Here is a 13356-nt window from a genome sequence, read left to right as displayed (position 1 = left end):
TTCGGCCCGCAGGCCTATCTTCGGGATATGACCATTCATTTCCCGTTCCAGAACACCTATTCGGCGCTGCCGGCGAACTTTTTCGCCCGCGTCGCGCCGACCCCGGTGGCCGCCCCCCGCCTGATCAAGCTGAACCGGCCGCTCGCGGTCCAGCTCAGGCTGGACCCGGACCTGCTGTCGACGCCGGAAGGCGCCGAGATCCTTGCCGGAAAGCGGCTGCCTGACGGCGCCGACCCGATCGCCATGGCCTATGCCGGCCATCAATTCGGGCACTTTGTTCCCCAGCTCGGCGACGGCCGCGCCATCCTGCTCGGCGAGGTCATCGACAAGGACGGCGTCCGCCGCGACATCCAGCTCAAGGGATCCGGCCCGACCCCGTTCTCCCGCCGCGGCGACGGCCGCGCCGCGCTCGGTCCGGTCTTGCGCGAATACATCGTCAGCGAGGCGATGTTCGCTTTAGGCATCCCAACCACCCGCTCGCTCGCTGCCGTCGTCACCGGCGAGCCCGTGATGCGCGAGACCGCGCTGCCCGGTGCGGTGCTGACCCGCGTCGCCGCGAGCCACATCCGCGTCGGCACCTTCCAGTTCTTCGCCGCCCGCGGCGACACCGACGGCGTGCGCGCGCTCGCCGACCATGTCATCGCCAGGCACTATCCCGAGCTGAAGGACGCCGCCCAGCCCTATCACGCGTTGCTCGCCGGCGTCGTCGCGCGGCAGGCCGCGCTGGTCGCGCGCTGGCTCCTGGTCGGCTTCATCCACGGCGTGATGAACACCGACAACACCTCGATCTCGGGCGAAACCATCGATTACGGTCCCTGTGCCTTCCTTGATGCCTACAACCCGGCGCAGGTGTTCTCATCGATCGACGAGATGGGCCGCTACGCCTATGCCAACCAGCCGCGCATCGCGTTGTGGAATCTGACCCGGCTCGCAGAATGCCTGCTGCCGCTGTTCGCGGACGAGCAGGAGAAGGCCATCGAGCAGGCGCAAGTGATCCTCGGCGAATTCCCCGAAAAGTTCACCGCAGCCTATAACGCCGGCCTGCGCGCCAAGGTCGGCCTGTTCACCGTGCGCGACGGTGACGAGGCGCTGATCCAGGATCTGCTCGACGCGATGGCCAAGAACGCAGCCGACTTCACGCTGACCTTCCGCCATCTCGGCGAGGCCGCAAGCGATGACGCCGCAGACGTCCGCGCGCAGTTCACCGATCCCGCGGCGTTCGACGAATGGGCCGCCCGCTGGCGCACCCGCCTCGCGCTGGAGCCGCAAGCGCCGGCCGAGCGCAAGGCCGCGATGCAGGCGGTCAATCCGGCCTTCATCCCGCGCAACCACCGGATCGAGGCGGTGATTGCGGCTGCGGTGAACTCGGATGACTACGCGCCGTTCGAGGAATTGCTGACGGTGCTGGCAAAACCCTATGAGGACCAGCCGCAGTTCGCGGCCTACGCCGATCCGCCGCTCCCCGAGCAGCGCGTGACGCAGACGTTCTGCGGGACGTGAGGTCTTTCCGCCGTCATTGCGAGGAGCGCAGCGACGAAGCAATCCATACCTCCGTGCATGCGAGCCGATGGATTGCTTCGCTTCGCTTGCAATGACGTTGGTGCGACCCTCACACCGTCACCACGATCTTGCCGAACTGCGTGTTCGACTCCAGGTACCGGTGCGCCTCGACGATCTCCTCGAACGCAAACGTCCTGGCGATGATCGGCCTCAAGGTGCCATCGGCAAGCCCGTCGAGGATGAACGCCTTCGCCGCGGTAAGCCGCGCGGGATCGCGCACGATCTCGTGCACGAGGTAGCCGCGCAGGGTCAGGCTCTTGCCGAGCACGTTGGCGAGCGGAAACGGCGTCGGCTCAGGACTGAGTCCACCATATTCGATCAGGATGCCGCCGGGTGCCATCGCCGCCGTCAGCGGCACGAAGGCGGGGCCACCGACGGCATCGAGCACCACGCGCACGCCGTTCGGTCCCGCGATCTGCTCCAGCCTTGATTGCAGATCCTGCTCCGCCGACGCGATCACGTGCGCCGCGCCGGCCTCGCGCAGCGCCTGCGCCTTGGCCGATGTCCGCGTCACCGCTATCGGGACCGCGCCGATACGGTTGGCGATCTGGATCGCCGCGAGCCCGACGCTGCTCGACGCCGCTGTGATGACGACGAACTCGCCTCGCCCGAGCCTTGCAAGATCGACCAGCGCACCGAACGCGGTGAGATACTGCATCCACACCGCAGCGGCCGTTTCAAAATCGAGCGCGGGCGGATGCTTGACGACAAGCTCCGCCGGAAAGGTCGCGAGCTCGGCATGGGCCGGCCAGCGCACCATCGAGACCGGCGGCACGATGCTCACGGCATCGCCCGGCGCAAATTCTTCGACGCCTTCGCCGATCGCCGCGACAATCCCGGCGGCTTCCAGCCCGAGGCCGGACGGCAGCGTCGCGGTCTCGATATAGCTGCCCCGGCGCAGCGAGGCCTCGGCGCGGTTGAGCCCGAGCGCCTTGACTCGGATCTGAACCTCGCGGGGCGCCGGCGGCGCAACCGCGATCTCCTCGATACGCAGCACCTCGGGACCACCATGCTGGTGAAAGCGGACGCCGCGGGCCATGGGCGAACTCCAAAACAATTGAATGGAATGCCGCTATGCCCGGCGGCGATCGCCGGATAAATCACCCGGTAGCTCCGACAATCGAAACCAGGAGTTTTGAATTGGATCGCCTCACCAGCATGGCCGTCTTCGTCAGGGCGGTCGATCTCGGCTCGTTCGCGGCCGCCGCCGATGCGCTCGAGATGTCGGCCCCGATGGTCGGCAAGCATGTGCGCTTCCTCGAACAACGGCTCGGCGTCCGCCTGCTCCATCGCACCACGCGGCGGCAGAGCCTGACCGATTCAGGGCAAGCCTATTACGAGCGCTGCCGCATCGTGCTCGGCGAGGCCGAGGCGGCCGACGCGCTCGCCTCCGATCAATCGTCGCAGCCGCGCGGGCGGCTGCGGGTGACGATGCCGGCGCTGCTCGGCCGCTACTGCATCGTCCCCACGCTGCTGAAGCTCGCGCAGAAATATCCCGCGCTCGAGCTCGATCTTTCGTTCGGCGATCCGATCGCCGATCTGATGGAGGGCGGTCACGACCTTGCGATCAGGACCGGCGAGCTCAACGAGCAATCCGGCGTGATCGCGCGGCGCATCGCGCGCCAGCGCATGGTGGTGTGCGGCTCGCGCGCCTATCTGAAGGCCCATGGCAGGCCGCGCACGCTCGACGAGCTCGGCCGGCACCAGGCGATCGTCTACCGCCGCTCGGGCCGCGTTCGCCCCTGGCTGTTCCCGCGCGCCGGTCTTGAGCCGCACGAGGTCTGGCCGGCCGGGCGGCTCAGGCTCGACGACCTCGAAGCCATCGCGGATGCCGCAGCGCGCGGCATGGGGCTGGCGTGGCTGCCCTCCTGGCTGGTGCGCGAACGCCTCGACACCGGCGCGCTGGTCCGCGTTCTCGGCGACAGCGGGGAATTTCCCTACGATTGCCACGCGCTGTGGCTGCCGACGCCGCGACTGCCACTCAAGATCCGCTTTGCGGTGGATGCGCTCGCGGCCGCGCTTCCGAAGCTCGTGGCGTAGCGCCGCGCCCCCGATTTGTTTGCAACGATTTCGCGCGCGCATCGTTGGCCGTGCAGCGCGGAACGTGCCGCCTCGTCCGATCCAGGTTCCGTGCCGCCGTGATGATGGAGCGCCAGCATGAACCAGCGCGATGACGACCTGAAAACCGCGATCGAGCGCAGCAACCCGAACGGCGTCGAGCCGCCCTTCTCCGAGGACGATCTGCAGCGACAGCAACTCGGGCCGCGCGGCGTGCCCGGGCAACCGGACCCGGCGAAGATGACGCCACAACGCGCCAAGAAGACGCCGGTCGATTCCGGTTCCGGCGGCCACACCGCCTGAACGCCGAAACAACCTGAACGCCGAAACAAGAAAGGATTCACGATGAGGATCACCAGCTTCAAGGACATGTATGTCGCCGAGCTTCAGGAACTCGCAAGCGTCGAGGAGCAGCTCGCCGTGGCGCTGGCGCGGATGGCGGAGATCGCCTCGCATCCGTCGCTCAAGGATGCGTTCAGCCGCCATCACCGCGAGACCATCGTGCAGGGCGAGCGGTTGAAGTCGCTGCTGCGGATGCACGGGGCCGATCCGCTGGAGCACACCGACCAGGCCATGCAGGCGCTGATCCACGAGACCGCCAAGATGGTCTCGCTGCTGCCCGACGACAATCTGCGCGATGCCGGCCTCGTCGCGTCGGCGCAGAAGCTCGCGCATTACGAGATCGCCGCCTATGGCAGCGCGGCCGCCCTCGCAGGCCAGCTCAACCTGCGCGACGACCAGCGGCTCCTGCACGACAGTCTCGACGAAGAGCGGCACGTCGACACGCTGCTGACGGCGCTCGCCAAGGGTGAGATCAACCAGGACGCCCTCGCCGCGTGACACGGCAGGATGGGTAGCCCGTAGGATGGGTAGAGCGCAGCGAAACCCATCAGCTCATCTCGCGAGCGGCACCACTATGGGTTTCGCGGAGTTCTATCATCTGGACGCGCCTTGCGCGGCCCCGTTGGCTCTACTCATCCTACGCATCGACGCGCGCGGGAAAAATGCTGCTGCAAATTTCGCGCTTCGCGGAGCTGCTGTCGTTTTTATCTCGCGACTATTGCCCTGCATGGGCCGTTCGATCAGCCTCTCGTGATTGATGCCATGGGGAAGACGAACGATGAGCTTCAGGTTCAAGCAGGTTTTCGCAGACACCCAACAGGCGCTCGGCGCCGAACCGGCGCAGGCGCAGGCCGTGTTCCAGGCGACTTCGCAACTCGGCGACGGCGTCAATAGCCGCGTTGCCGTGCGGCAGTTCAACGTCAGCGTCGACGAGCCACCGGCGCTGGGCGGCGAGGACACCGCACCGAACCCGGTCGAGTACATTCTCGCCGCGCTCGGCTCGTGCCAGGAGATCACCTATCGGCTCTATGCCGACGCGCTCGGCATTCCCCTCAACGGCGTCTCCGTCAAGCTGTCGGGCGCCATCGATCTGCGCGGCTTCTTCAGCGTCGATCCAGACGTGCGAGCCGGTTTCCAGCAGATCGAGGCCGAGGTCGCCATCGACAGCCCGGCCTCCGCGGCCGACATCGCCCGGCTGAAGGAAACCGTCGACCGTCATTGCCCCGTGCTGGACATCCTGCGCAACCCGACGCCGGTGGATCTGAAGCTGCGCACCGGACCGCTCAGCGTAGCCGCCTAGCTTCGCGATGTGAGCGTTAACTCACTCTCCACCATGCGCCGAGGCCGGCAGCGGTAACCATAAGGCTTAACAGCGCGTCAACGCTCCCCCAACAAGTCTAACTGTTTCTGATGGGGAGAATGGCCCGTGGACGCATTTGCATTCGAATTTATGGGATTGGCGATGATCGCGCTCTGTCTCGTCGTGCTGGCGATGCCCGCCGCGCGCCGGCCGTCGAAGAACATCCGCTACGAGTGAGAGCCGCGAGAAATAAGGCGCTCAAACGTCATCGAATGGCGATATACTCGCGCTGACAAGTCCTGACCTGGACACAAGTTGCGGGAATTGACGACGCTTGAACAACACCGACGTCCCGCAGCCCGGCACACCGCCCGCCACCGCGAGCTCGACGCACTCGCCGCTGGAGGTGCTGCTCATCTTCTTCAAGCTCGGCGTCAGCTGCTTCGGCGGCCCGATCGCCCATATCGGCTATTTCCGCGACGAGTTCGTCACCCGCAGGCGCTGGCTTGACGAACAGGCCTATGCGGATCTGGTCGCGCTCTGCCAATTCCTGCCGGGCCCTGCGAGCAGCCAGGTCGGCTTTTCGCTCGGCCTGATGCGCGCCGGGTACCTGGGGGCGCTGGCCGCCTGGACCGGATTCACGCTGCCCTCGGCGATCGCGCTCGTGCTGTTTGCCTTCGGCGCCAGCGGATTGAGCGGCCCTGCGGGTAGCGGCCTGGTGCATGGCCTCAAGCTGGTTGCGGTGGCGATCGTCGCCCAGGCCGTCTGGGGCATGGCGCGCTCGCTTTGCCCCGATCGCGAACGCGCCTCGATCGCGACGGTCGCAGCACTCGTCATCCTCGCCAGTTCGTCGTCGATCGCGCAGATCGGCGCGATCATTCTCGGCGCCATCGCCGGGCTTTGGTTCTGCCGGGCGCACCAGGCCAACGGAGTCACCCATATCGCGATGCCGGTATCGCGCCGCGTTGGCGTCGCGGCGCTGATCCTGTTTGTCGCGCTGTTGGTCGGACTGCCGCTGCTGTCGCGGACATGGCCCGGCCTCGGCCTGTTCGAGGCCTTCTACCGCTCGGGCGCGCTGGTGTTCGGCGGCGGCCACGTCGTGTTGCCGCTGCTGCGCGAAGCCGTGGTGACGCCGGGCTTTATCGGCGACGATGCGTTCCTGACCGGCTACGGCGCCGCGCAGGCGGTGCCGGGCCCGCTGTTCACCTTTGCCGCCTATCTCGGCGCCGTGATCGGCGGCCTGCCGGGCGCGATCGTCGGCCTCGTCGGCGTCTTCCTGCCGGGACTTCTCGTGCTGCTCGCGGCGCTGCCGTTCTGGGATAGCTTTCGCAAACGGCCGGCGGCGCAGGCGATGATGCGCGGCGTCAACGCCGCCGTCGTCGGCCTTCTGGGGGCCGCGCTCTACAATCCGGTGTGGACCAGCAGCGTGCACCGTCCGCTCGATTTCGGCATCGCGCTGGCCGGCTTCGTCCTGCTCACGGCATGGCGCGCGCCGCCGCTCGTGGTGGTCGTGCTCAGCGCGGCCGCCGGCATCGCCACGGGGCTCCTGCAATCGTGAACGATCGCGCGGTCGTTTCGCCGGGTGGATTAAGAACGCCTTCATGCCTCGCCGCCACGATAGCGGATATATGCCGAGCGTTTCTAAACAACCGGATCCGACCCGAGTTCCCGTGCTGGACCTGCTGCGGCTCGCCGCGGTCGGGGCCGTGATCCTGTACCATTACGGCTTCTGGGGCGTGGCATCGAACGGCGTGCAAAAGGTGGCGATGCCGTACCTCGCCCCGGTCGCGCAATACGGCTTCCTCGGCGTCCCCGTGTTCTTCGCGATCTCTGGCTTCGTCATCGCCTATTCCGCCGAAGGCCGCACGCCGGTCGGTTTCGCGATCGCCCGCTTCAGCCGGATCTATCCGACCTTCGTCATCTGCATGACGCTGACCTTCCTCGCGACGCTGCTGTTGGGCCACGCGTACTTCCACGTGACGTGGGGGCAATGGCTGGCAAACCTCTTTATCGCAGCCCCGATGCTCGGTCAGCCCTACATGGACGACGCCTACTGGTCGCTAGTGATCGAGGTCGTATTCTACGTCTGGATCACGCTGTTCCTGGCCTGGGGCATCTTTCCGCGGCGCATCGACACGCTCATCGTGGCGTGGATCGCAATCACCTTCGCCAACGAGCTGACCCTCGACGTTCCCCTGTTCGAAAAGCTGTTCATGGCCGACGACAGCGGCTTCTTCGCCGTCGGGCTCCTGATCTATGAGCACTACCGGGGACGGCGCGACACCAGGCTGTACAGCCTGCTGACGCTGGCGATCGGCACGGCGACGTTCCAGGCCGTGCACAAGCTGGAGCGGCTCGGCGTCCACACCCATGGCAGCTTCGATCCCCGCGTCGTGACGGTGATCTGCATCGTCTCGCTCGGCATCGTGTTCGCCGCCACTCGCATCAAGTCGGTAGCCCTGCCTGCAGGCCTCGTCAGGGCCGTCGGCGGCATCACCTATCCGCTCTATCTGCTGCATCTGCAGCTCGGCTACGTCATCCTGCTCTTGATCACACCAACGCCGGACGCGCTGTCGACCGCGCTGGTCGTGACGGGCATGGTGGTGCTGGCATGGCTCGTCTGGCGCTTCCTCGAAGGCCCCGCGCATTATCCCGTCAGGGACAGGCTGACGATGCTGGCCTCGCGGCACGGATGGCCGTCACGCGTTCGCGCGAACGAAGCCCGGATCGATCGGGACGACGTTGCCTCGCCAATCGAGGCCAGCAGCATCGCCAACCGCTGATCAGTTCGGCGCACATCGCCGGAACAGCATCCACCCAACGTTGCCGCCGCCGCGAACTTGGGCCGAAGCGAACACCATCATTCATCTGCGATGCGTGGAGACGACGGTCAGGCGCAAGCGGGCGGACGGGCCCCGGGGCGCCTCTGTATCCTTAGACCCGCCCGCTCCATTCTTGATCTCCGGGCATTTCCATTGCCAGTTCATTCGCCAGCTCGAGCGCTTCCTTGACGTCAGGCGTACCTAGACCTTCCGTGAACGTTCGAACGACGGGTAGCAACAGCTCGGCCGCTCGCGCCTGTTTGCCGGAATGTCGCCATAGGCGCGCCAGGCTGACAGCTGACCGTAATTCAAAGGACCGCGCGCTTTGCCTGCGCGCCAGCTCGATCGAGGCGAGGAACATTCGCTCGGCGGATTCAACGGACGATGATCTCGAGTCATTGAGCGTCATCTCACCTTGCAGACGATAGATCTCGGCTTCGTAAAAATGCTCTCTCGTTCTTCTCCCGATCGCCAGTGCGCTGTCGAGTTCGTGCAAGGCAGCATCCGGCAAGCCGGCACTTGCATAAGCCTTCGCGAGCAGGCTTCTGAACCAGCAACTGGCTAGCCGGGCGCTCATGCCCTCGTAACCGTCGATAGCCATTCGCATCTGGTTCAATCCCTCATCGACATTCCCGAGCTCGGTCATCGCCCATCCTCGCAGGATGGTCGTCTGATGCTTCCAATGCAGGAAGCCGTGTTCCGATGAGAGAGCCAGTGCCCTGTTGGTGTAGTCGTGGGTCCCTTCGACATCGCGGAGATGCTGGCAAACGTAAGCGCCGAATGTCAGCGCAAATGACAGCGTGAAGGGGTGGCGAAGGTCTTCCGCTTCCGAAATAGCCTGCTGGCTATATCGGCGCGCCGCGTCAGGACGGCCCAGAAACCACGACACGTACCCGAGATACGAGAGCGAGACGATGCCAGGATGGATGCCATGCGTTGCCGTCAGGGCGCCGTGTAGATCAGGACTGTACAGATTCCTGAAGCGATGAAGGTGATGTTCGGCGGCGACAAACCGCCCGCGGTACAGCATGGTCATCGCGATCGCCCGATGCGCCTCGATCAGATATCCCGTCTGTTGCGTCGCGGACGAACTTTGGTTCGATGCCTCGCGCCTTGCGAACTGCAGGAGCTCCGCGCTCAGCTCATGCGCCCGTGCGAGATCGCCGCGGATGAAGTGGCACACCCAAAGTCCGCGCGTCGCCGCAAAGACCTTCGCCATGTTGCCAAGATTCCGGCCGAGTTCGAGCGCGCGAACATAGTTCTCCTCGACTTCCTGCACGGCGTATCCCTTTGCCGCGATCAGGGCGGTGCCCAGGGCGATGCGAAGCTCAAGCTCGGACTCGTTTCGGCCCTGCATGCCGGGTGAGGCTTGCAGAACCCCGAGCCCACGACGCAAATGACCGATCGCCTCCAGAGTCGCACCCTTCATTGCGGCCTGCTTTCCGGCCTTGAGCCAGAAACCCGCAGCCGGCTCGCTTTGTCCAGACTCGGTCAGGTGGTAGGCGAGAAGCTCCGGTTCGCGCTCGATCTTTTCCGGATATTTTTCGGCCAGCACGCGTCCGATCTTGGCGTGCAGCGTCCGTCTTTCCCTGTGCAACAAGCTTTCATGCGCCGCATTCTGGATCATCACGTGCTTGAACGAGTACAGCGCCTCCGGCAGAAAGCCGAAGCGGACGATTAATCCGGCTGCCTCCAGATGGTTCAGGGCGGCTTCGATCTGGTCCGCCGGCGCTTCGGCAACCTCGCGAAGGATCTCATAAGAAAACTCGCGGCCGATGGTAGCGCCGATCTGCGCGATTTTCTTGAACGATCCCATCCGGTCGAGGCGGGCCATCAGGGAATCGTTCAATGTCGCGGGAATAGCGAGCTGATGCCACGGACCGGACAAGACGTAACGTCCATGTTGCTCAGTCAAGACGTCGGATTCGAGAACGGCCTTGGTCAGCTCTTCAAGGAAGAGCGGCACGCCATCGGTTTTGACAATGATGTCCTCAATCACCTCTCGGGGAAGCTCCTTTTCTCCAGCCACACGTTCGACCAATATCGTGCGGACCTGTCGGCCGAGACGCTTGAGGTTCGCACTGATGGTGTGCGCGTGATCCTTCCAACCCGGCTGAAACTCCGGACGACCGGTGATCACGACAAGGATCGACGTGGTGCGAACGTTCTCCACCAGCAGATCGAGTACGGCCCGCGAGGTGGGATCGATCCAATGTGCGTCCTCAAAATCGATCAGGAGCGTCTGCCCGCGCGCTTGCGCGAGCAGATGGTTGACGAGCGTGGCGATCGTCGCATCCTTCAGCTGTTGCGGCGAGAGATCCAGGGCCGCGTAGCGGTCCCCGGTGGGAATTGAAAGCAACGCCGCAAGGATCGGCACCACTGTGTCCGCCTCGCCGTTCGAGGCGGCGACACCAGCTTCAAGCTTTGTCAGCCAAAGCGCAGACGCGTTCTCGCCGTCAAGGCCGAGCGCGAATTTGAGATGCTCGATGAAGGGGTGAAAAGCGGTGCTGCTGTAATAGGGAGAGCACTGGAACGAAACTTGTCCGTGCTGATCACCTGCGATCCGCTCCCGCAATTCCTGAACGATCCTGGACTTTCCAATTCCCGGCTCGCCGGTCAGCAGCACGACCTGCCCCTCATGGGCTTTCGCTTGCTGCCAACGCGTGAGCAGCAGCGCAACCTCTTCGGTGCGGTTGACCAGCGGCGTCAATCGGGAGCCCATGGCTGCGGCAAATCGCGTCTCGGCGCGGCAGGGCCGAACCACGAGCCAGGCCTGGGCCTTCGCGGATATCCCCTTCAGCGCGTGAAATCCGAAGTCCTGGTAGTCGAACTTTCCTCTCAGCAGGGATTGCGTCGAAGACGCAATGACGACGCCGTCCGGAGGCGCCAAGGCCTGCAGACGGGCAGCCAGATTTGGGGTCTCGCCGACTGCGGAATCGTGCTCCTCGGTGTCCTGTCCGACCAGGTCTCCGACGACAACAAGGCCGGTCGCAATCCCGATGCGCACACTGGGCTCATGACTTGCAACGTCGCGGGCGTCACTCGCTCTCGCCGACGACAGGCTCCGTACAATTTCGAGCGCCGCGCGCACCGACCGCTCGGCGTCATCCTCATGCGCATTCGGATAGCCGAAATAGACCAGAATGCCGTCCCCGAGGTAGCGGGCCGCGAAGCCTTCGTACCGCTTGACCACGCTGACGCACTTTTCCCTGAAGCTCGCGATCACGTCGCGGACGTCTTCGGGATCGAACTGCTCGGACAGCGAGGTCGAACCGACCATGTCGCAGAACATCACGGTCAGCTGGCGCCGCTCGGCGCTCACCGCCGCGCTTTCCGCGACGCTCCTACCGCCGGCGGGACCTTTTGCCGAACGGGTCAGGGAAGCAACCGCGCGCTGCAAGCGCTTGCGGTCTCCCAGCGGAAGTCCAAGTTCGACCAGATCCTGCTCGGTCAAATCGGGCAGGATGTCCAAACCGATGCGATGCAGGACAAAGAGGTCGCTATACTGGCCGAGATCAACGGTTTCGAGCCAGTGCTTGAGAGCAGCCTCCATATCGGCGCTTGGCTGTTTCTCCGGCATTGTGATCCGTCCGACTGCGGGCCATCGGCGACAATGGGCCTCGTTCGACGATGCCAAGGGACCTGTTTACCCCAGACTGGACGCGTTCACAAAGTGCGAAAACAAGGAGCAGACCGATCGAAGACGCACTCTGCCCTCGGTCACTCGGATATTCGAGATAGCGCACGCGCTGGTATTTTGGCCCTTCGCCGACTGCGATGGCGCTGTAGGCGAAACCAGAGTCGCCCCCTCGGGCGCCATCATCCAACCTCCGGCATGTTCGGTACTCGGCGCGACAAAGGCGCCCGGCGAACGACGGCGTGACTCACGAATTTGCGCGCGGAGCCATTCGATTTTGCGCGCTATGACAGGCAGCCCCTGCCACCGAGTTGCCCGTCTGGGGCTATCCAGTCCTTGGCAACGCTGCCCGGTGCCGTGACCAGCGATTGCTCGCCAATCCGGCACGGAACACCGCGTCAGCGCTGTTGGGGATGGTCTGCGCGAACCATCGGTCGACATCCGGCGAGGTTTGGGTCGTCGGCTCGTCGCGATAGCGAAGCCGGCCATAGGCCCCCCGCATCACCATCGTCGTCTTCTCGACGGTTTGACGAGGGTACAGGGTTGCAGCCAGTTTGAGACAGAGATCGTCGAGATCATCCGCGTGCGTGTCGTCCGAGATAGCCGGCACGACGCTGCGGCACTGCGCGCGACCCAGCACGTAGATGACGGGATTTCTCGTTCGCCAGCACAAGCAGAATTCAGCCGGCGCCGCCGGGTGACCGAACTCCGCCGTCATAGCGGTATCGAACATCCGCTTGAAAGAGCCGCGACCACGATGCGTGTCTCTGACGGCGGTACCCGAGAGATAGATCACCGACGTGCTGGCAAGGGCGAGGCGCTGAATGATGAGGTAAGCCACGCATTCACCGCCGTGATGGAGCAGGACAATGCCGTGGTCGGGCTTGAACGGAGAGTGTTCGCGGGACCAGAACTTTTCCTCCGTCAACCAATTCGTGTCGATGATGCTGTTGATGCTCTCGAGCACTGCATCGCGGCGTTGTTCCGGGACTTCAGAGGCGATTTGAAACAGCTCGCTGGTGACAGCCCCGGGCTGCGTCGCGATCACGATAGCGGCTCCTTGGTCATCGACTTCAGGTTGCTTTGGCAGAATACGGCACCCATGATCGGCCAGGCAAGCCGGCCCCGAGAAAGTGTCAGTAGCTCGTGATCTGTCGCCTGTTTGTAGCTCGTGAAGTGTCGTGTTTTCGGTGCTCCGGAACAAAGGGGGCGCGATGGGCACGGCATCCATTCACGAGGGTGTACGACGGATGCGGTTTTCAGATTTGCTGGATCGGACGGAGGCGAAGGAACTGACGCAGGAGGCAGCATCGGAGGTTCTTGGGATCAGTGTTCGGACGTTTCAACGCTGGGCGGAGCGCTATGAGGCGGAGGGCGACGACGGGCTTGTCGACCGCCGGCTGGGGCGTCGTTCGCCACGGCGGGCGCCGGAGGAGGAACTGGAACGAATGCTTGCGCTGTACCGGGACAAGTACGCGGACTTCACGGTGAAGCACTTCCACGAGCAGATGCAAAAGCGGCATGATTATGTGCTGGGCTATACGGTGACGAAGCTGGCGCTGCACGCGGCGGGGCTGGTGCGGAAGGCTCCGAAGCGTTCGGCGCACCGCAAGAAGCGGCCGCGGCGGCCGCTTCGG

Annotated in this window: 11 protein-coding genes; 8 read left to right on the top strand and 3 right to left on the bottom strand. The window is 64.7% G+C overall.

Features of this window, described 5'->3' with window-relative positions; translation table 11 throughout:
- Positions 1-27: 27 nt before the first annotated feature.
- The gene (locus tag ACZBJS_RS19535; protein ID WP_310884755.1) at positions 28-1500 is read left to right on the top strand and encodes a protein adenylyltransferase SelO; all 1473 of its coding nucleotides are present in this window, start codon (positions 28-30) and stop codon (positions 1498-1500) included.
- Positions 1501-1609: 109 nt separating this feature from the next.
- Here ACZBJS_RS19535 and ACZBJS_RS19530 read toward each other — a convergent pair whose 3' ends face one another.
- Complete coding sequence (locus tag ACZBJS_RS19530) at positions 1610-2599, bottom strand: zinc-dependent alcohol dehydrogenase family protein (protein ID WP_316395835.1); 990 nt, start codon at positions 2597-2599, stop codon at positions 1610-1612.
- Between the two features lie 101 nt (positions 2600-2700).
- On the opposite strand from ACZBJS_RS19530, the gene ACZBJS_RS19525 reads away from it, so the two are divergent.
- From ACZBJS_RS19525 to ACZBJS_RS19500, 6 genes are all read left to right on the top strand, one after another.
- A complete protein-coding gene (locus ACZBJS_RS19525; RefSeq protein WP_463439033.1) occupies positions 2701-3600 on the top strand; it encodes a LysR family transcriptional regulator in 900 nt (299 codons plus the stop codon).
- 117 nt (positions 3601-3717) lie between these two features.
- On the top strand, positions 3718-3921 hold the full coding sequence (locus ACZBJS_RS19520; RefSeq protein ID WP_253590428.1) for a hypothetical protein: 204 nt from the start codon (positions 3718-3720) through the stop codon (positions 3919-3921).
- A gap of 42 nt (positions 3922-3963) precedes the next feature.
- A complete protein-coding gene (locus tag ACZBJS_RS19515; protein WP_028344824.1) occupies positions 3964-4458 on the top strand; it encodes a YciE/YciF ferroxidase family protein in 495 nt (164 codons plus the stop codon).
- A 280-nt stretch (positions 4459-4738) separates the two neighbouring features.
- Complete coding sequence (locus ACZBJS_RS19510) at positions 4739-5260, top strand: OsmC family protein (protein ID WP_076832005.1); 522 nt, start codon at positions 4739-4741, stop codon at positions 5258-5260.
- Between the two features lie 334 nt (positions 5261-5594).
- Positions 5595-6818 carry a chromate efflux transporter gene (chrA, locus tag ACZBJS_RS19505; protein ID WP_210262763.1) on the top strand — a complete coding sequence of 408 codons (1224 nt, stop codon included), beginning with the start codon at positions 5595-5597 and terminating at the stop codon, positions 6816-6818.
- A 112-nt stretch (positions 6819-6930) separates the two neighbouring features.
- Positions 6931-8043: an acyltransferase family protein gene (locus ACZBJS_RS19500; RefSeq protein WP_463439032.1), complete on the top strand. Its 1113-nt coding sequence runs from the start codon at positions 6931-6933 to the stop codon at positions 8041-8043.
- 151 nt (positions 8044-8194) lie between these two features.
- Here ACZBJS_RS19500 and ACZBJS_RS19495 read toward each other — a convergent pair whose 3' ends face one another.
- Together ACZBJS_RS19495 and ACZBJS_RS19490 are read right to left on the bottom strand one after the other, a co-directional pair.
- Positions 8195-11662, bottom strand: coding sequence for an ATP-binding protein (locus tag ACZBJS_RS19495; RefSeq protein ID WP_463439031.1), 3468 nt, complete (start codon positions 11660-11662; stop codon positions 8195-8197).
- Between the two features lie 382 nt (positions 11663-12044).
- Positions 12045-12767 carry a GNAT family protein gene (locus ACZBJS_RS19490; RefSeq protein WP_316395838.1) on the bottom strand — a complete coding sequence of 241 codons (723 nt, stop codon included), beginning with the start codon at positions 12765-12767 and terminating at the stop codon, positions 12045-12047.
- A gap of 166 nt (positions 12768-12933) precedes the next feature.
- On the opposite strand from ACZBJS_RS19490, the gene ACZBJS_RS19485 reads away from it, so the two are divergent.
- The coding region (locus ACZBJS_RS19485; RefSeq protein WP_463439030.1) for a helix-turn-helix domain-containing protein at positions 12934-13356 on the top strand (423 nt) is incomplete at its 3' end.

This window comes from Bradyrhizobium sp. KZN70725 (assembly GCF_055264925.1).
This window is presented reverse-complemented; position numbering and strand designations above follow the sequence as displayed.

Excerpts from the sequence above, each read along its gene's own strand:
- ACZBJS_RS19510 (WP_076832005.1), top strand. The coding sequence starts at position 4,739 with ATGAGCTTCAGGTTCAAGCAGGTTTTCGCAGACACCCAACAGGCGCTC.
- ACZBJS_RS19515 (WP_028344824.1), top strand. The coding sequence starts at position 3,964 with ATGAGGATCACCAGCTTCAAGGACATGTATGTCGCCGAGCTTCAGGAA.
- ACZBJS_RS19520 (WP_253590428.1), top strand. The coding sequence starts at position 3,718 with ATGAACCAGCGCGATGACGACCTGAAAACCGCGATCGAGCGCAGCAAC.
- ACZBJS_RS19495 (WP_463439031.1), bottom strand. The coding sequence starts at position 11,662 with ATGCCGGAGAAACAGCCAAGCGCCGATATGGAGGCTGCTCTCAAGCAC.
- ACZBJS_RS19530 (WP_316395835.1), bottom strand. The coding sequence starts at position 2,599 with ATGGCCCGCGGCGTCCGCTTTCACCAGCATGGTGGTCCCGAGGTGCTG.
- ACZBJS_RS19535 (WP_310884755.1), top strand. The coding sequence starts at position 28 with ATGACCATTCATTTCCCGTTCCAGAACACCTATTCGGCGCTGCCGGCG.